The 17,666-nt window shown below is 69.8% G+C and carries 16 protein-coding genes and 1 riboswitch; of the genes, 6 read left to right on the top strand and 10 right to left on the bottom strand.

Annotated features, from left to right (window positions below; all coding sequences use genetic code 11):
* The first annotated feature begins 22 nt into the window (after positions 1–22).
* The 5 genes from ACF09C_RS13600 to ACF09C_RS13580 all read left to right on the top strand — a co-directional run bounded on the left by ACF09C_RS13600 (position 23) and on the right by ACF09C_RS13580 (position 5,077).
* Positions 23–325, top strand: a complete 303-nt coding sequence (locus ACF09C_RS13600; RefSeq protein WP_392091656.1) for a small hydrophilic protein — start codon at positions 23–25, stop codon at positions 323–325.
* Positions 300–1,742, top strand: coding sequence for a sensor histidine kinase (locus ACF09C_RS13595; protein WP_392091655.1), 1,443 nt, complete (start codon positions 300–302; stop codon positions 1,740–1,742). The genes ACF09C_RS13600 and ACF09C_RS13595 overlap by 26 nt, the downstream gene beginning before the upstream one ends.
* Entirely contained in the window at positions 1,739–2,401 is a 663-nt protein-coding gene (locus tag ACF09C_RS13590) for a response regulator transcription factor (protein WP_362419611.1), read from the top strand. Before ACF09C_RS13595 ends, ACF09C_RS13590 begins: the two co-directional genes overlap by 4 nt.
* A gap of 79 nt (positions 2,402–2,480) precedes the next feature.
* On the top strand, positions 2,481–3,914 hold the full coding sequence (locus tag ACF09C_RS13585; RefSeq protein ID WP_392091654.1) for an SLC13 family permease: 1,434 nt from the start codon (positions 2,481–2,483) through the stop codon (positions 3,912–3,914).
* Positions 3,911–5,077 (top strand): glycerate kinase, encoded by a 1,167-nt coding sequence (locus ACF09C_RS13580; protein WP_392091653.1) that lies wholly within the window; start codon positions 3,911–3,913, stop codon positions 5,075–5,077. Before ACF09C_RS13585 ends, ACF09C_RS13580 begins: the two co-directional genes overlap by 4 nt.
* A gap of 10 nt (positions 5,078–5,087) precedes the next feature.
* On the opposite strand, the gene ACF09C_RS13575 is transcribed toward ACF09C_RS13580, so the two are convergent.
* From ACF09C_RS13575 to ACF09C_RS13550, 6 genes are all read right to left on the bottom strand, one after another.
* Positions 5,088–6,533 carry an aminotransferase class V-fold PLP-dependent enzyme gene (locus tag ACF09C_RS13575; RefSeq protein WP_392091652.1) on the bottom strand — a complete coding sequence of 482 codons (1,446 nt, stop codon included), beginning with the start codon at positions 6,531–6,533 and terminating at the stop codon, positions 5,088–5,090.
* Between the two features lie 207 nt (positions 6,534–6,740).
* A riboswitch (SAM riboswitch) is annotated at positions 6,741–6,857 on the bottom strand.
* Positions 6,858–6,966: 109 nt separating this feature from the next.
* Entirely contained in the window at positions 6,967–8,031 is a 1,065-nt protein-coding gene (gene trpD / locus ACF09C_RS13570) for an anthranilate phosphoribosyltransferase (RefSeq protein ID WP_392091651.1), read from the bottom strand.
* 157 nt (positions 8,032–8,188) lie between these two features.
* Entirely contained in the window at positions 8,189–9,814 is a 1,626-nt protein-coding gene (locus tag ACF09C_RS13565) for a cytochrome bc complex cytochrome b subunit (protein ID WP_392091650.1), read from the bottom strand.
* Positions 9,811–10,863, bottom strand: a complete 1,053-nt coding sequence (locus tag ACF09C_RS13560; RefSeq protein WP_392091649.1) for a Rieske 2Fe-2S domain-containing protein — start codon at positions 10,861–10,863, stop codon at positions 9,811–9,813. Before ACF09C_RS13560 ends, ACF09C_RS13565 begins: the two co-directional genes overlap by 4 nt.
* Positions 10,860–11,669 carry a c-type cytochrome gene (locus ACF09C_RS13555; protein ID WP_362419589.1) on the bottom strand — a complete coding sequence of 270 codons (810 nt, stop codon included), beginning with the start codon at positions 11,667–11,669 and terminating at the stop codon, positions 10,860–10,862. The genes ACF09C_RS13560 and ACF09C_RS13555 overlap by 4 nt, the downstream gene beginning before the upstream one ends.
* A 67-nt stretch (positions 11,670–11,736) precedes the next feature.
* Positions 11,737–12,357, bottom strand: a complete 621-nt coding sequence (locus tag ACF09C_RS13550) for a heme-copper oxidase subunit III (protein WP_352189322.1) — start codon at positions 12,355–12,357, stop codon at positions 11,737–11,739.
* A 177-nt stretch (positions 12,358–12,534) separates the two neighbouring features.
* Between ACF09C_RS13550 and ACF09C_RS13545 the strand changes: the two genes are divergently transcribed.
* Positions 12,535–12,936 (top strand): hypothetical protein, encoded by a 402-nt coding sequence (locus ACF09C_RS13545; protein ID WP_362419586.1) that lies wholly within the window; start codon positions 12,535–12,537, stop codon positions 12,934–12,936.
* Between the two features lie 15 nt (positions 12,937–12,951).
* Here the strand turns inward: ACF09C_RS13545 and ACF09C_RS13540 are convergent, their stop codons facing one another.
* The 4 genes from ACF09C_RS13540 to coxB all read right to left on the bottom strand — a co-directional run bounded on the left by ACF09C_RS13540 (position 12,952) and on the right by coxB (position 17,458).
* A complete protein-coding gene (locus ACF09C_RS13540; protein WP_392091648.1) occupies positions 12,952–14,205 on the bottom strand; it encodes an Ig-like domain-containing protein in 1,254 nt (417 codons plus the stop codon).
* Between the two features lie 123 nt (positions 14,206–14,328).
* A complete protein-coding gene (locus ACF09C_RS13535; RefSeq protein WP_361669642.1) occupies positions 14,329–14,727 on the bottom strand; it encodes a cytochrome c oxidase subunit 4 in 399 nt (132 codons plus the stop codon).
* On the bottom strand, positions 14,724–16,466 hold the full coding sequence (gene ctaD, locus ACF09C_RS13530) for a cytochrome c oxidase subunit I (protein ID WP_362419579.1): 1,743 nt from the start codon (positions 16,464–16,466) through the stop codon (positions 14,724–14,726). Before ctaD ends, ACF09C_RS13535 begins: the two co-directional genes overlap by 4 nt.
* Complete coding sequence (gene coxB / locus ACF09C_RS13525) at positions 16,463–17,458, bottom strand: cytochrome c oxidase subunit II (RefSeq protein WP_392091647.1); 996 nt, start codon at positions 17,456–17,458, stop codon at positions 16,463–16,465. The genes ctaD and coxB overlap by 4 nt, the downstream gene beginning before the upstream one ends.
* Positions 17,459–17,666: the final 208 nt, after the last annotated feature.

Here is a 17,666-nt window from a genome sequence, read left to right as displayed (position 1 = left end):
CCGCGCGCGCGAGCCTGATCCCATGTCCTTCACCCATCGCATGGCCACGCTCGCGGCCGTCGTCGCCATCCCGCTCGGGATAGCGGCGACGAGCTACGCCCTGACCGACGAGCCCGAGGCTCCCCGGGTGCCACCGGCCGTGGAACTGAGTACCGCGCCGAGCGGTTCGTCCACGCCGGGCTCCGGCACGACGGGCACGGCGACGCCGACGTCCACGCCTCCTTCCGGCGGGACGGCGTCCTCGACCCCGCCGCCGTCCGACGCGGTCGTGCCCGGGCCCTCGGCCACCGGCGACGACGATGACGACCTCCGTGACGAGGGCTGACCACCGGGTGTCCGCCCGCGTCCGCATCCTGCTCTGGCTGCTGCTCGTGATGGCCGTGGCGCTGGCCGCCGTCGCCGTGGCCACCCGCTCCATCCTGCTGCGGGACGTGGACCACCGGATCAACCAGCTCCTGACCCAGGAGACCGGCGAGTTCGCCAACTTCGTGGCGCAGGGCGTCGACCCCGCGACGGGCGGCCCGTTCACCGACCCGGACGCGTTGCTGCGGGTCTTCCTCCAGCGCCAGTACTCCGACCCGGACGAGGAACTCCTCGGCCTGGTCGGCCCTCCCGGGCAGGGGCTCCGCGTCATCCGGCAGTCCCGTGACCTGCCGGACTCCCTCGCCCTGCACCGCGACCGCCCCTCGCTCGACGCCATCGCCGGCTCCGACGACTCCTCGGGGCGGCTCGACCGCCCGCGCGGCGAGGTCCGCTGGGCGAAGGTGCCCATCAGGAGCGAGGCCGCGCCCGGGGCGGCCTTCGTGGTCGCCTTCCACGCGGACCGCGAGCGGGCCGTCGCCGACGAGGCGTTCCGCGCACTGCTCGCCATATCGGGTCTTGCGCTGCTGATGACGACCGGGATCGGCTGGGCGGTCGCGGGCCGCATCCTTGCACCCGTACGAGTGGTACGCGCGACCGCCGCCGAGCTGACCGAGCGCGATCTGACCCAGCGGATACCCGTCCAGGGCCGGGACGACATCGCCGCGCTCGCCGAGACCTTCAACGCGATGCTGGACCGGCTTGAACAGGCGTTCGCCGGTCAGCGCCAGTTCGTCGACGACGCCGGGCACGAACTGCGCACGCCCATCACCATCGTGCGCGGCCATCTGGAGCTGATGGGCGAGGACCCGGCCGAACAGCGGGAGACCGTCCGTCTGGTGACCGACGAGCTCGACCGGATGAGCCGGATCGTGGAGGACCTGCTCCTCCTCGCCAAGGCCGAACGCCCGGACTTCGTGCGCACCGGGACCGTCCAGCTCGCCGAGCTGACCGCGGACGTCTTCGTGAAGGCACGGGCCCTCGGCGAACGGGACTGGGTCCTGGACGGGGTCGCCGACCGGCCGGCCGTCCTCGACCCCCAGCGGATCACCCAGGCCATGGTGCAGCTCGCGCAGAACGCGGTCCAGCACACCGTCGCCGGCGGGCGGATAGCGATCGGCTCGCGGGCGGTCGAGGACCGGATCGAGCTGTACGTCGCCGACCGCGGACCGGGCGTCCAGGAGCGGGACGCCGACATCATCTTCGAACGGTTCCGGCGCGGCACCGCCCGCCGGGGCGCCAGGACCGGCGGCGCCGGGCTCGGGCTCTCCATCGTCAAGGCCATCGCCGAGGGCCATCGGGGCGGGCGGGTCGAACTGCGTCCGACCGAGGGCGGCGGCGCCACGTTCGTCCTCGTCCTCACCCTCCAGGAGTCGCCGTGAACCGCATTCTGATCGCCGAGGACGAGGACCGGATCGCCTCCTTCGTGGAGAAGGGGCTGCGCGCCAACGGCTTCACCACCACGGTCGCCGCGGACGGCGACACCGCCCTCGCCCGGGCCGTCTCCGGCGGCTTCGACCTGATGCTCCTGGACATCGGACTGCCGGGCCGCGACGGCTTCACCGTGCTGCGAGAGCTGCGCGAGGCCCGGGTGACGCTGCCCGTCATCGTGTTGACGGCCCGTGATTCCGTACGGGACACGGTGGCCGGCCTGGAGGGCGGCGCGGACGACTGGATGACCAAGCCGTTCCGCTTCGAGGAACTGCTGGCCCGGATACGGCTGCGGCTGCGCACCGCCGCCCGCACCCCCGAGGTCACCGTGCTGCGCGGAGGCGAGGACCTGAGCCTCGACCTGCGCACCCGGCGGGCCAGGGCCGGCGAGCGGACGGTCGATCTGACCGCCCGTGAGTTCGTGCTGCTCGAACTCTTCCTGCGCCACCCGGGCCAGGTGCTCTCGCGGGAGCAGATCCTCTCCCACGTCTGGGGCTACGACTTCGACCCGGGCTCGAACATCGTGGACGTGTACGTCCGGGCGCTGCGCAAGAAACTCGGGGCGGAACGCCTGGAGACCGTACGGGGCATGGGGTACCGCATGCCGTAGCGGACCGGCTCCGCGCGCATGAACCCTCCTTCATGACGGGCTCATGACCGGCTCACCCCCGGCCCGGAGAGTGGTTCGGGTGAACCTCTCCCTCCGTCAGGCGGTCTGGCTCTGCCTGGCCCTGAGCCTCTGCGCCCTGCTCGCCGTCCCCGGCACCGCCCCTGGGCTCGGCGGCGAGGCCCGGCTCACCCTGGCCGTCTTCGCCCTCGCGACCTGCGCCTGGATCGCCGCCCCCGTCGAGGACACCTACGTCGCCCTCGGCGCGGGGCTCGCGCTGACCGCGACCGGAGTGATCAGCGCCGACACCCTGTTCGGCACCCTCGGCGACGCGACGATCTGGCTGCTGATCTGCGCGTTCGTCCTCGCCGCCGCCGTGACGCGGACCGGTCTCGCCGGGCGGGCGGCCGCCTTCCTGGTCAGCGGGGCCAGGACCGTACGGCAGCTCGTCCATCTGGCCACCGCCGCCCTGGTGGTGACCGCGTTCGCGGTCCCCGCCACCTCGGGCCGCGCGGCGCTCGCGCTGCCCGTCTTCCTGGCGCTCGCCCAGGTGCTCGCCGAGCGGCGCCGGCTCGTGGTGATGCTGGCGCTGCTCTTCCCGACGGTCGTGCTGCTGTCGGCGGTGGCCACGCTGATCGGCGCGGGCGCGCACCTGATCACGGTGAGTCTGCTCCTGGACCGGACCGGCGAGCCGATCGGCTTCGTGGAGTGGCTGGTCCTGGGGTTGCCCCTCGCGGTGGTCTCCTCCCATCTGGCGGCGGAGACCGTCCTGCTGACGACCACCCGCCGGGCGGAGCGGCGCGAGCCGGTACGGATCACGGTCGCCCGGCTCCAGGAGCACTCCCCCACCCCCGTCTCGGGACCGCTGACCACGGCGGAGACCCGCTGTCTGCTGCTGCTCGGCACGGTGGTCGCGCTCTGGTGCTCGGAGCCGCTGCACGGGGTGTCGCCCGCGGTCGTCGCGCTGATCGGCGCGGTGGTGGCCTCCTCGCCGGCGCTGGGGACGGTACGGCTCAAGGAGGGTCTCGGGTCGGTGCCCTGGCCGATGCTCCTGTTCATGGCGGCGACCACGGCGATGGGCGTGGCGCTCGTCGACTCCGGCGCGGCGGGCTGGCTGGTCGGTGGCCTTCCGGTCGCCGGGCTGCCCGCCTGGGCGTTCCTCGCCGCCGTCGTGGTGATCGGCACCGCCGCGCACCTGGTGCTCCAGTCGCGCTCCGCCCGCTCCTCCGTCCTCGTACCGCTGGTGATCGCGGCGGCGGTCGCCGCCGGGGTCAATCCGGTGGCCGCCGCGCTGGCCTCGACGGCCGCCGCCGGTTTCTGCCAGACCCTGCCGTCCTCGGCGAAACCGGTCGCGCTCTTCGCCGAACCACCGGACGGCGTACCCGGCTTCACTCCGCGTCAGCTGCTGCGGCTCTCCGCGGTGCTCGCCCCGCTCAGCGCCGCGCTGGTGCTGTGCTTCGCCCTGTTCGTCTGGCCGCTGCTCGGCGTGCCCGTCCTTCTGGAGTCCCAGCCATGACAGTCCCGGCCACGACCTTCCGTATCGCCGTCGCCCCCAGCGGTTTCAAGGAATCCCTCTCCGCCCCTCAGGCAGCCCAGGCCATCGCCGAGGGGGTGCGCAGGGCCTGTCCGGACGCCGTGCTCGATCTGATCCCGCTGGTCGACGGCGGTGAGGGCACGGCGCGGGCGCTGGCGGCCGCGACCGGGGGCACGCTGGTCCCCCGGGTCGCGACCGGCCCGCTGGGCGCACCCGTCCGGAGCCACTTCGCGCTCCTCGACCACTCCTCCGCGGTGGTCGAGATGGCGGCCGTCGCGGGCCTCTCCCTGGTGCCGCCCGGCCGGCGCGACCCGGGCGCCACGACGACCTTCGGGGTCGGCGAGCTGATCCGGGCCGCCCTTGACGCCGGGGCGCGCCGCATCCTGGTCGGCTGCGGCGACTCCGGCACCTCGGACGGCGGAGCGGGTGCGCTGCAGGCCCTCGGCGCCCGGCTCCTGGACGTCGGCGGGGTCGAACTCCCCCTCGGCGGAAGTGCGTTGAACCGCCTCCACCGGATCGACGCGGCGGGCCTCGATCCCCGGCTCGCCGGGGCCGAGCTCCTCGTGGCCTGCAATCCGTTCAACGTGCTGTGCGGCGAGCGGGGCGTGGCGCGGGTCTTCGGCCCGCAGAAGGGCGCGGACCCGGAGCAGGTCGAGGAGTTGTCGGCGGCCCTGGAGCGGTGGGCCGCCGTCCTCGGCCGTGACCTGCCGGGCCCGGTCGAGCTGCGGACCGCTCCCGGTACGGGCGCCTCGGGCGGCCTGGGCGCGGGGCTCGCCGCGCTCGGCGGCCGGCTGCTGCCGCGGTTCGAGGTGCTGCTCGACCGGATCGACCTGGACGCCCGACTGGCCCGCGCCGACCTGGTCATCACGGCCGAGGGCGCCCTCGACGGGCAGACCGTGCGGGGCAAGATCCCGGCCGAGGTGGCCCGCAGGGCCAAGGCCCACGGGGTCCCGGTGCTCGCGCTCGCCGGGACCCTCGGCCAGGGCGTCCACCACGTCCGGGCGGTGGGGGTGGACGCCTACGGCTCGATCCTGCCCGCCCCGGTGGCCCTGCCCGAGGCGCTCGACCGGGGCGCGGAGTTCCTCGCCGACGCGGCCGAGCGCGCCCTGCGCATGGTCCTGGTGGGCACCCGGCTCGCCGCCTGAGAGCCAGGTGTCAGCCGCGGTCCGGAACGCAACGGCCATCCTCGGTACGGTACTTCCACTGCGCGCCGTTCCGGACCAGCTCCTTCACGGCCCGTACGAAACGCTCCACGTGCTCGTCGGGCGTACCGGCGCCGAAGCTGACCCGGATGGCGTTGAGGGACTTCTCGCCGGGCGCCGCCTCGGGCGCGCCGCACTCGCCCTGGGTCTGCGGGTCGCTGCCGAGCAGGGTGCGGACGAGCGGGTGGGCGCAGAACAGGCCGTCGCGGACGCCGATGCCGTACTCGGCGGAGAGGGCGGCGGCAAAGTGCGAGCTGTTCCACCCCTCGACGACGAAGGAGATGACGCCGACGCGCGGCGCGTCGTCGCCGAAGAGCGAGAGCACCTTCACCTCGGGCACCTCGGCGAGGCCCGCCCGTACGGTGTCGATGAGGTGCTGCTCGCGGGCGACCAGCTGGTCGAATCCGGCTTCGGTGAGCGCCTTGCAGGCGGAGGCGATGGAGTAGACGCCGATCACGTTCGGCGAACCGGCCTCGTGGCGGGCGGCCGTGGTGTGCCACTCGACGTCCACTCCGCCGTCGGCGCGCCGGGCGACCTTCTTGGAGGCGCCGCCACCGGCGAGGTAGGGCTCGGCGTCCTGGAGCCAGTCGGCACGGCCCGCGAGGACTCCGGAGCCGAAGGGCGCGTACAGCTTGTGCCCGGAGAACGCGACCCAGTCCACGTCCAACTCCTTCACGGAGACGGGGTGGTGGGGCGCGAGCTGGGCGGCGTCGAGGACGATCCGGGCGCCGTGCGCGTGCGCGGCGGCGGCCAGCTCCTTCACCGGCCACAGCTCACCGGTGACGTTCGACGCGCCGGTCACGCAGACCAGGGCGGGGCGTGTGGGGTATCCCCTGCTCGAGCGAAGCCGAGAGCTCGGGGAAGGGTCGCGGTCGGCGAGGGCGCGCTCCAGGGTCTCGACCGCCTGGGCGGGCGTGCGGGGGGCGTTGAGGTACGTCACCCGCGCGCCCTGCCACGGCAGGAGCGAGGCGTGGTGCTCGGTCTCGAAGACGAAGACCTCGCAGCCGGCCGGGAGGACCGCGGCGAGCAGGTTGAGCGAGTCGGTGGTGGAGCGGGTGAAGACGACCTGGTCGCCGGGGCGGCAGTCGAGGAACTCGGCGACGGTGACCCGGCTGTTCTCGAACAGGTCGGTGGAGAGCTGCGAGAGGTACCCGGCGCCCCGGTGGACGCTGCCGTAGTAGGGGGCGTACGCGGCGACGTCGTCCCACACCCGCTGGAGGGCCGGCGCGCTGGCGGCGTAGTCGAGCGCGGCGTACGTGACCTCGCCGCCGGTCACGAGCGGCACGGTGACATCGCGCCCGAGCACCGGGAGCGGGGCGGCACAGCAGGGGTCGGCGGCCTCGGAGTCGGTGGTGACGGCGGTGGCGGTGGCGACGGCGGCGTTCGGGTACGCGGACATGGCGGTATCTCCTGGCAGGACTTGGGCAGCGAAGGGCCCGCAGGGCAGCGCGAAGAGGGTGCCTCGTACGGGTGTTGCCTCGACACACGACAGGGCGTGCGGAGGGTGAGGAGAAGGGGCCGAAGGCCCTAACGCATTCGCTTGCTCACGAGACTGCTCCCTTGAGGACCAGGACCCCAGGGCCGCACACGTTTCACGGTGTGCAGGGGTCCGCGCTTGCCGTAGACCTCGCTGCCTACGGCCTGGTCTTCACCCGGGGCACCCCGCCACGGACGGAGGGTTGCCGGACAGCAAGCCGGGGCTTCGTAGCTGTCACTCATGACCTGGCCAAGAAGCTATGCCAGGTGATCGCTCCGGCGCAACCCGTGTCCGGGATCCGGGACGCGAAAAGGGGCCCGGACGGTCCCGGACCCCTTCGTCACGCTCGCACCCGCTACGCGTTGCTGGCCGCCACCCAGCGTTCCAGCGCCTGCCGCGCGGCCCCCGAGTCGATCGCCTCGGCCGCCTGCGCGATCCCCTGGCGCAGCCGCTCCACCAGGGTGCCCTCCCCCGGGTTCAGCGCCGTGAGCGCCGCCGCCGAGTTCAGCAGGACCGCGTCCCGTACGGGACCGGTCTCGCCCGCGAGCAGCCGGCGCGCCACGTCCGCGTTGTACGAGGCGTCGGCGCCGCGCAGCGCCTCCACGGGGACCAGCTCGATGCCGACGTCCCTCGGGTCGAAGGCTTCCTCGCGCACCTGGCCGTCCCGTACCACCCAGACCCGCGAGGTGGCCGTGGTCGTCAGCTCGTCCAGGCCGTCGTCGCCGCGGAAGACCAGCGCGGAGGAGCCGCGCTCGGCGAGCACACCGGCCATGATCGGGGCCATCCGGGCGTCGGCCACACCGGTCGCCTGGGCCTTGACCCGGGCCGGGTTGGTGAGCGGACCGAGGAAGTTGAAGGTGGTCCGGATGCCGAGTTCCTTGCGGGCCGCGGCCACATGGCGCAACGCCGGGTGGAACTTCACGGCGAAGCAGAAGGTGATGCCGGCCTCCTCGGCGACCTCGGCGACCCGCCTGGGGGTCAGTTCGAGGTTGACGCCCAGCTTCTCCAGGACGTCGGAGGCGCCGCTCGCGCTGGAGGCGGCCCGGTTGCCGTGCTTGACGACCTTCGCCCCGGTACCGGCCACCACGATCGCGGACATGGTGGAGATGTTGACGGTCTTGGCGCCGTCGCCGCCGGTGCCGACGATGTCCACGGACGGGCCGGGGACCTCGATCAGGTTGGCGTGCTCGTACATGGTCCGGACGAGGCCGGTGATCTCCTCGACGGTCTCGCCCTTGGCCCGCAGCGCGACGGCGAAGCCGGCGATCTGCGCGTCGGTGGCCTCACCTCGCAGGATGCGGTCCATGGCCCAGGCGGTGTCCTCCGCGCTCTGGTCGCGGCCGGTCAGCAGTCCGTCCAGGACGGCAGGCCAGGAGCGGCCCGCCGACGTAGGTCCTCCAGCGGGGATGGCAGCGCTCATGGCAGCTCCTGATCAGTGCGTGAAAGTGACGACTCCACCCTATCGAGCAACGGGGACGGCAAAGAGCCCCGTCCATCGAATGGACGGGGCTCCCGCTGTGGCGATCTTCTGGGGGTCCCCTCAGGGCGAAGCCCTGGGGGGAGTGAGGATCAGGCGATCAGTGGTGGCCGTGGCCGCTGGTGATCTCCTTGTACTCCTCGGCGGTGGGCTTGGCGATCTGGTGGTCCTCGCCGTAGTAGCCCTTGCTGAGCTTGACGCGGAGCTTCTCCATGCGACCGACCTTGCGCTCGACGCCGTTCTCGTCGACCAGCGGACCGAGCTCGGCCGGCTTGTTCTGCTCGTGCGCCGTGAGCTTGTACAGCTCGCCCTGGCTGAGCGGCTGGTGGACCTCGACGAACTCACCGTGCGGCAGGCGCTTGATGATGCCGGACTCGCGTCCGTGCAGCACCTTGTCCTTGTCCCGGCGCTGGAGGCCGAGGCAGATCCGCTTGGTGACGACGAACGCGATGACCGGTCCGACGAAGAAGAAGATCCGGACGAACCAGGTGATCGAGTTGATCGACAGGTGGAAGTGCGTGGCCCAGAGGTCGTTTCCACCACCGACGAGCATGACCATGTACGCGGTGATCCAGGCGACACCGAAGGCGGTGCGCGTCGGAGCGTTGCGCGGGCGCTGCGCGATGTGGTGCTCGCGCTTGTCGCCGGTGATCCAGGACTCGATGAACGGGTAGACCGCGATGGCCGCGAGGACCGCGGGGAAGATCGCCAGCGGGATCATCACGCCCAGGACGAGCGTGTGGCCCCAGAGGTTGATCTCCCAGCCCGGCATGACACGGATCAGACCCTCGGCGAAGCCCATGTACCAGTCGGGCTGGGCGCCGGTGGACACCTGGTCCGGGCGGTACGGGCCGAGGGCCCAGATCGGGTTGATCGAGGCGATCGCCGCGATGACCGCGATGACACCGAAGACCAGGAAGAAGAAGCCTCCGGCCTTGGCCATGTAGACCGGCAGCAGCGGCATGCCCACGACGTTCTTGTTCGTACGGCCGGGGCCCTCGAACTGCGTGTGCTTGTGGTAGAAGACCAGGATCAGGTGGGCGACCACCAGGCCGAGCATGATGCCGGGCAGCAGCAGGACGTGGGCCGAGTAGAACCGGGCCACGAAGTCGCCGCCGGGGAACTCCCCGCCGAACAGGAACATCGACAGGTACGTGCCGATGACCGGCACGGACAGGATCGCGCCCTGCATGAAGCGGACACCGGTGCCGGAGAGCAGGTCGTCCGGGAGCGAGTAGCCGGTGAAGCCGGTGAACATGCCCAGGAAGAACAGCAGGAAGCCGAACAGCCAGTTGATCTCACGCGGCTTGCGGAACGCGCCGGTGAAGAAGACGCGCATCATGTGCACGAACATGCCGGCGAGGAAGATCAGCGCCGCCCAGTGGTGGATCTGCCGGATGAGCAGACCACCGCGCACATCGAAGGAGATGTGCATGGTCGAGTTGAACGCCTCGGACATCAGCTGACCCTGCAGCGGGATGTAGCTGCCGTGGTACTCCACCTCGTTCATCGACGGGTGGAAGAACAGCGTCAGGTACACACCCGTGAGGATGATGATCAGGAAGCTGTAGAGGCAGATCTCACCCAGCATGAAGGACCAGTGGTCCGGGAAGATCTTCCGCATGTTGGCCTTGGCCAGGGAGTAGATCCCCAGGCGGCCGTCGGCCCAGTCGGCCACCCGCTCGCCGGCGGGTGCCTTCTTCTTCGTATCGGTCACAGTGCTCATCCGCGCTCCCAGAAGGCAGGGCCGACGGGCTCGTCGAAGTCGCCGAGCGCCTCCAGGTTGCCCTTGTCGTTCACACCGATCCGCAGCTGCGGAAGGGCGTGACCGGCCGGGCCGAAGATGACGCGGGCGCCGTCGGAGAGGTCGAAGGTGGACTGGTGGCACGGGCAGAGCACGTGGTGGGTCTGCTGCTCGTACAGCGAGATCGGGCAACCGACGTGGGTGCAGATCTTCGAGAAGGCGACGATGCCCTCGTGCGACCACTCCAGCTCGCGCTTGTCCTTGATGTCCTCCGGCTGGATCCGGACGATCATCAGGGCGGCCTTGGCGATCTGGACCTGGAAGTCGTGGTCGTGCTCCGTGAGGCCCTCGGGCATCGCGAAGGTCAGCGAACCGACGGCGACGTCCTCGGGACGCAGCGGCTCGTGCGTGTTCATGTTGATGAGCTGCTTGCCGTTGGCCCACAGGGTGGACCGGAGCTTCTTCTCGGGCAGCGGGCCCATGTCACGCAGCAGCACGATGCCGGAGAGCGGTACGAGCGTCAGCGCGCCGAACATCGTGTTGCGGATGAGCTTGCGGCGGCCCATGCCGGACTCGGCGGCACCGGCCGCGAAGTCCGCCATGACCTTCGCCTTGGTCTCCGGCGACGCCTCGATCGGGTGACGCTCGTCGGCGATCTCCACGTCGGACATCAGGGTGCGGGCCCAGTGGACCGCGCCCGCGCCGATGAAGAAGAGCGCAAGGCCGAGCGTCCAGCCCAGGGCGAAGTTGAGCGCGCTCACCCGGCCGAACGGCCAGATGTAGACGATCTTGTCCACCGGGAAGATCACGTACGACGCGATGAAGCCGACCGTGGCCAGCATCGACAGCGTGAACATGAAGGCGACCGCACGCTCGGACCGCCTGGCGGCCCGCTCGTCGATGTCCTGGATGCGCGGCTTGTGGGGCGGGAGGCCCGGGTCCGCGAACGGGTCGTCGAGGACCTTCACCGCGCCGTGCGCGGTGTCCTGCTCAACGGGCAGGTTCTCTTCTGGAATCTCTTGGCTACTCATGACTTCTTGGCCTTAGCGGTGTGGGCCGCGACCCAGACGGCAACTGCGATCAGCGCACCCAGACCGAACACCCACGCGAACAGACCCTCGCTGACGGGGCCGAGGCCGCCGAGGCTGAGCCCGCCGGGGCTGTCGGCCTTCTCGCCGTTCACGGCCTGGACGTACGCGATGATGTCCTTCTTCTCCTTCTCCGGCATGGTCGTGTCGGGGAAGGACGGCATGTTCTGCGGGCCGGTCTGCATGGCCTCGTACAGGTGCTTCGGGCTCACGCCTTCGAGGTTCGGGGCGTACTTGCCGTGCGTCAGCGCGCCGCCCTCACCGGTGAAGTTGTGGCACTGGGCGCAGTTGGAGCGGAACAGGTCGCCACCACGGGCGATGTCGGCGCCGTCGGGGCTGTACTGCTTCTCGGTCGGCGTGATCGGGCCGGCGCCGAGGGAGGCGATGTACGCCGCGAGCTGATCGATCTCAGCCTGCGTGTAGATGACCTTCTTCTTCGGCACCTGGGCGCCCGGCTGCTGGGCCGGCATACGGCCCGTGCCGACCTGGAAGTCCACGGCCGCCGAACCGACGCCGACCAGGGACGGGCCGTCAGTGGTGCCCTGACCGCCGGTTCCGTGGCAGCTGGCGCAGCCGACGGCGTAGAGCTTCTTGCCCTCCTCGATGGCGAGGGACTGGGCGGTTTCGTCGGCCTTCGCCGTGCCCGCGGGCGCGAACGCGGCGTACAGCCCCCCGGTGGCCGCCAGCGCGAGGAGTAGGACGACGACCGCCGCCAGCGGATGGCGTCGTCGTGCGGAGAGCTTTTTCACGGATTACCCCGGTGTCAGGATCTTCTGCGTCGATGCTTGCTGGATGTGCTCGGGTCCCTGGACCCGATTACTTGATCATGTAGATCGTGGCGAAGAGGCCGATCCAGACGACATCGACGAAGTGCCAGTAGTAGGACACGACGATGGCGGCGGTTGCCTGCTCGTGAGTGAACCTCTTGGCGGCGTACGTCCGGCCCAGGACCAGCAGGAAGGCGATGAGACCGCCCGTCACGTGCAGGCCGTGGAAGCCGGTGGTCAGGTAGAACACCGAGCCGTACGGGTCCGACGAGAGCGAGAGACCCTCGTGCTTGACCAGCTCGGTGTACTCGAAGACCTGGCCGCCGATGAAGATCGCACCCATCACGAACGTGATGATGAACCACGTCCGGAGCTTCTTCACATCGCCCCGCTCGGCGGCGAAGACGCCGAGCTGGCAGGTGAGGGAGGAGAGCACCAGGATCGTGGTGTTGGTCGCCGAGAACGGGAAGTTCAAGGCGTCGGCCTTTTCCGTCCAGAACTCGGGACCGGTCACCGATCGCAGGGTGAAGTACATCGCGAAGAGGGCCGCGAAGAACATCAGCTCGGAACTCAGCCAGATGATGGTTCCGACGCTGGTGAGGTTCGGTCGATTGACCGACGGGTGCGCGTGCCCGGTTTCTACTGTCGTTACTGTCGCCACGACCGACATTATGTCGGTCGCTTATCCCGCCCTCACTCCGGGGGGTGCCGTTCGGAGTGTCAGGGGCCTCTGTCCAGCCCGAACGGCCCATCGAAGTGGCCTCCCAACCGGTGTCGTACCGGTGTTGACGGGGTGTGGGACGGAGTAGCATCCCGCGCATCGGTTGATGACCTTCACGGAGGAACGATGCAGTCGAGCGCCACGGTCCTGGTCTACAGCGACGACGCGAACACGCGCCAACAGGTGCGGCTGGCCGCGGGGCGCAGGCCCGCGGCCGACGTTCCCCCGGTCGAGTTCATCGAGTGCGCGACACTCCCGGCCGTGCTCAAGCGGCTCGAGGAGGGCGGGATCGACGCCTGTGTCCTGGACGGCGAGGCCGTGCCCGCGGGCGGCATGGGCGTCTGCCGGCAGATCAAGGACGAGGTCTTCCGCTGCCCGCCGGTGCTGCTGCTGATCGGCCGCCCGCAGGACGCCTGGCTGGCGACCTGGAGCCGGGCGGACGCCGCTGTCACTCTTCCGGTGGAACCGGTCGAGTTCGCGGCGTCCCTGGCGGGCCTGCTGCGCGAGCGGCTCTCCATCGACGCGTAACGCACGCGGCGGAGGCTAGACGGACGGGCTCAGGCGGCTCGGGTCGGGCTGGTGGGCGGCGCTCTTGGCGTCGGCCACCAGGGCGCTGCCCTGGCGCCACTTGTCCCACTCCAGGTTCCAGTCGCCGAAGCCGTTGCCGAACGGGTCCATCGTGTCGCCGGCGCTGTTGACGGTCTTCACGATGTCGCCCGGGCGGACGGTCTCGAAGAACCAGGCCGCGTTCCCGGTCGACATGCCGACACAGCCGTGGCTGACGTTCGCCACGCCCTGCGAGCCCACGGACCAGGGCGCGGCATGGACGTACTCACCGCTCCAGGTGACCCGGGTGGCGTAGTAGACGGGCAGGTCGTACGACTCGGAGCTGCCCTCCGCGATGCCGATGCTGGTACCGCGCATCCGTACGAAGTACTCCTTGCCGAGCACGACCTTGATGCCGTTCCGGGTGGAGAAGCCCGGTTTTCCGGTGGTCACCGGAATGGTATTGATCACTTTTCCGTTGCGCCGCACGGTCATGTAGTGCGAGCCGGCGTCCGCGACGGCCTCGATCCGGTCGCCGATGGTCAGCTTGAGCGGCTTGGCGTCGCCGCCGTAGAGCTTGTCGCCGACCTTGACGCCCGCGAGGTTGCCGGTGACGGTGATCGACGCGCCCGTGGGCCAGTACTCCTTCGGGCGGAAGTGCAGCTTCTTGTCGTCCACCCAGTGCCAGGAGCCCTCGACGGCCGGTGTGGAGCGGACCTTCAGCGCCCGCTCGACGACCGCGCGGGCCTTCTTGTCCTTGACCGGGAGGCTGAGGTCGGCCGTGATGGGCTGGCCGACGCCGTATGTGCCCGCCTCCGGGCCGAACTCGACCGTCAGGGCCCGCTTGGCCGGGGCGGTGTCGAACGTGAACGTACGGGTGCCGGGGGCGCCGTCCTCGTCCTCCACGGACACCTTCACGGTGTAGCGGGCGCCGGCCGTCAGGGAGCCCGTGGAGCGCCAGAGGAGGCCGTCCGCGGTCAGTTCGCCGGCCAGGTGGTGTCCGGTCGCGTCGACGGCCGTGACGTCGGTGATCCGGCCGTCGGAGTCCGTGGCCCTGATCTCCAGCGCCTTGTCCGGGTCGGCCTTCCTGCTGCCCGTGGGGGCGCTGAAGGACACCTGCTCCGCCGCGTCGAAGGGCTTCGCCGAGAGCGGATGCCCGTCCTCGCCCGCGCAGGCGCCCGCGCCCGCGGTGACGATTACGGCCAGAAGAGTGCAGCTCAGAACAGTCCGAATGCGCGGCGTGTCGTTCATGACATCACCGTAAGAACATTCCTCGCGCCCAGCGCGTCGAGTACGGCAAACGAGGGGCCCGGTCACTTCGTGGCGACGAAGTGACCGGGCCCCTCGGGGTGTTACGGGGTGGAGCGGGTGGTGCTACTGGTTCTGGTTCTCACCGCGGTAGAACTCGAACACCCAGCCGAACAGACCGACCAGGATCAGCGGAGCCGAGAAGTACAGGATCCACCAGCCCATCGCGACGGCGAGGAAGGCGAGCGCACCACCGACGGCCAGCGAGAGCGGCTGCCAGCTGTGGGGGGCGAAGAAGCCCACCTCGCCGGCCTCGTCCGCGACGTCGGCCTCCTTGTCGTCCTGCGCCATCGCGTCGACCCGCCGGGCCGTGAAGGCCAGGTAGTAGCCGATCATGATGGCGAGGCCGAAGGCCAGGAAGAGCGCCGTGGTGCCGACCGGCTCCTTCGACCACACGCCATAGAGGATCGCCATGGCGAGGATGAAGACGCTCAGCCAGATGAACATCTTGCCCTGGATCTTCACTTGCCGGCCTCCTTGCTGCTGCCGGCGGTGAGAGCCTCGGCCTCGTGCGGCTTGTTCTCCAGCTGGTCGACCGCCGCGATCTCAGGGTGGTGCAGGTCGAACGCCGGGGATTCGGAACGGATCCGCGGCAGGGTGAGGAAGTTGTGCCGCGGCGGCGGGCAGGAGGTCGCCCACTCCAGCGAACGGCCGTAGCCCCACGGGTCGTCGACCTCGATCTTCTTGCCGTACTTGGCGGTCTTCCAGACGTTGTAGAAGAACGGCAGGATCGACATGCCCAGCAGGAACGAGGAGATCGTCGAGATGGTGTTCAGCGCGGTGAAGCCGTCGGCGTCGAGGTAGTCCGCGTAACGACGCGGCATGCCCTCGGCACCGAGCCAGTGCTGCACCAGGAACGTGCCGTGGAAGCCGATGAACAGCGTCCAGAACGTGATCTTGCCGAGCCGCTCGTCCAGCATCTTGCCGGTGAACTTGGGCCACCAGAAGTGGAAGCCGGCGAACATCGCGAAGACCACGGTGCCGAAGACGACGTAGTGGAAGTGCGCGACGACGAAGTACGAGTCGGAGACGTGGAAGTCCATCGGCGGCGAGGCCAGGATGACACCGGTCAGACCACCGAAGGTGAAGGTGATCAGGAAGCCGATCGTCCAGAGCATCGGTGTCTCGAAGGACAACGAGCCCTTCCACATCGTTCCGATCCAGTTGAAGAACTTCACACCGGTCGGTACGGCGATGAGGAACGTCATGAAGGAGAAGAACGGTAGGAGCACGCCACCGGTGACGTACATGTGGTGGGCCCACACCGTCACGGAGAGACCGGCGATCGCGATGGTCGCGGCCACCAGACCGATGTAGCCGAACATCGGCTTGCGGCTGAAGACCGGGATCACTTCGGAGACGATGCCGAAGAACGGCAGGGCGATGATGTACACCTCTGGGTGTCCGAAGAACCAGAAGAGGTGTTGCCAGAGCAGGGCACCGCCGTTGGCCGCGTCGAAGACGTGGGCACCGAACTTGCGGTCCGCCTCCAGGGCGAACAGCGCGGCCGCCAGGACCGGGAAGGCGAGCAGGACCAGGACACCGGTCAGCAGCACGTTCCAGGTGAAGATCGGCATGCGGAACATCGTCATGCCCGGAGCGCGCATGCAGATGATCGTGGTGATGAAGTTGACCGAGCCGAGGATCGTGCCGAAGCCGGAGAAGGCCAGACCCATGATCCAGAGGTCGGCGCCGACACCCGGCGAGCGGACCGCGTCCGACAGCGGGGAGTAGGCGAACCAGCCGAAGTCGGCGGCGCCCTGCGGGGTGAGGAAGCCACCCACGGCGATGAGCGAGCCGAAGAGGTACAGCCAGTACGCGAACATGTTCAGCCGCGGGAACGCCACGTCGGGCGCGCCGATCTGCAGCGGCATGATCCAGTTCGCGAAGCCGGCGAACAGCGGCGTCGCGAACATCAGCAGCATGATCGTGCCGTGCATCGTGAACGCCTGGTTGAACTGCTCGTTCGACATGATCTGCGTACCCGGACGGGCCAGCTCGGCGCGCATGAAGAGCGCCATCAGGCCGCCGATGCAGAAGAAGACGAACGACGTCACGAGGTACAGCGTGCCGATCGTCTTGTGGTCGGTGGTCGTCAGCCACTTCACCACGACATTGCCGGGCTGCTTGCGGCGAACCGGGAGCTCGTTCTCGTACGAGTCCTCAGCCGCGGCCGCACCCTGGGGTTCGTTGAGGATGCTCACAGTTGGTTCTTCTCCGCATTCCTGGCCGGGTCCGTCTGCTCAATGCCCGACGGGATGTAGCCGGTCTGCCCCTTCTCCGCCAGCTCCTTCAGGTGCTGCTGGTAGCGCTCCGGAGAGACCACCTTGACGTTGAAGAGCATCCGGGAGTGGTCGACACCGCACAGCTCGGCGCACTTGCCGAGGAAGGTGCCTTCCTGGGTCGGCGTGACCTCGAAGACATTGGTGTGACCGGGGATGACGTCCTGCTTGAACAGGAAGGGGACCACCCAGAAGGAGTGGATGACGTCACGGGAGGTCAGGACGAACCGGACCTTCTCACCCTTCGGCAGCCACAGGGTCGGGCCCGGGTTGCCGGTCTGCGGGTTCCGGTCACCGGGGATGCCGGCGTCGTAGACGCCACCGGCGTTGGCCGGGAAGTCGTCCTGGTACTTGTCCGGAATGGCGTCCAGGTTGGGGGCCGTCTGCGCGTCACCCTCCACACCCGGCACGTTCTCGATGTAGTTGAAGCCCCAGCTCCACTGGTAGCCGACCACGTTGATGGTGTGGGCCGGCTTGTCGGCGAGCGACAGGAGCTTCGACTCGTCGCGCGCGGTGAAGTAGAAGAGCACCGAGACGATGATGAGCGGAGTGACCGTGTACAGCGCCTCGATGGGCATGTTGTACCGCGTCTGCGGAGGTACCTCGACCTTGGTGCGGCTGCGCCGGTGGAAGATGACCGACCACAGGATCAGGCCCCACACCAGCACGCCGGTGACGAGGGCGGCCGCCCACGAGCCCTGCCAGAGGGAGAGGATCGTGGGAGCCTCTTCCGTGACCGGCGTGGGCATGCCGAGGCGGGGGAAGTCTTCCCAGTTGTACGAGCAGCCGGTGGCTGTCGCCAGGATCAGGCCCGCAGTCAGCACCTGCGGCAGCTTCCGCCGCATCGGGCGCCGAGACGTGGGGGTACCACCCGCGCCTTGGGTGCGGGGGAGGTCGGAGCCGTTGGGACTCACGTAGCGCCTTCCCGAGAGTCTCGGCCCGCGTTGGTCGGCCACGGCCGTCCGTCTCGCTGGTCGGTCGCCGCCCCGGCCGCGGGCAGGGGTTTGGATGTTTATGCGGACCAAACCCTACTGGACGCTATTTGGGGTCGCGCGGGGAGGGTGCCCAACGCGCCGTCCGACTCCCCGAAGGGGTGGACGCCGGGCTTCCACCGGGGCCCCG

The organism is Streptomyces sp. NPDC014870 (assembly GCF_043081505.1).
Classification (GTDB): Bacteria; Actinomycetota; Actinomycetes; order Streptomycetales; family Streptomycetaceae; genus Streptomyces.
The sequence above is the reverse complement of the archived record's forward strand: the minus strand, read 5'-3'. Positions and strand labels throughout refer to the sequence as shown.

Coding starts and splice junctions, on each gene's coding strand:
- ACF09C_RS13600 (WP_392091656.1), top strand. CDS start 23: ATGTCCTTCACCCATCGCATGGCCACGCTCGCGGCCGTCGTCGCCATC.
- ACF09C_RS13595 (WP_392091655.1), top strand. CDS start 300: ATGACGACCTCCGTGACGAGGGCTGACCACCGGGTGTCCGCCCGCGTC.
- ACF09C_RS13580 (WP_392091653.1), top strand. CDS start 3,911: ATGACAGTCCCGGCCACGACCTTCCGTATCGCCGTCGCCCCCAGCGGT.
- ACF09C_RS13575 (WP_392091652.1), bottom strand. CDS start 6,533: ATGTCCGCGTACCCGAACGCCGCCGTCGCCACCGCCACCGCCGTCACC.
- trpD (WP_392091651.1), bottom strand. CDS start 8,031: ATGAGCGCTGCCATCCCCGCTGGAGGACCTACGTCGGCGGGCCGCTCC.
- ACF09C_RS13565 (WP_392091650.1), bottom strand. CDS start 9,814: ATGAGCACTGTGACCGATACGAAGAAGAAGGCACCCGCCGGCGAGCGG.
- ACF09C_RS13560 (WP_392091649.1), bottom strand. CDS start 10,863: ATGAGTAGCCAAGAGATTCCAGAAGAGAACCTGCCCGTTGAGCAGGAC.
- ACF09C_RS13550 (WP_352189322.1), bottom strand. CDS start 12,357: ATGTCGGTCGTGGCGACAGTAACGACAGTAGAAACCGGGCACGCGCAC.
- ACF09C_RS13545 (WP_362419586.1), top strand. CDS start 12,535: ATGCAGTCGAGCGCCACGGTCCTGGTCTACAGCGACGACGCGAACACG.
- ACF09C_RS13540 (WP_392091648.1), bottom strand. CDS start 14,205: ATGAACGACACGCCGCGCATTCGGACTGTTCTGAGCTGCACTCTTCTG.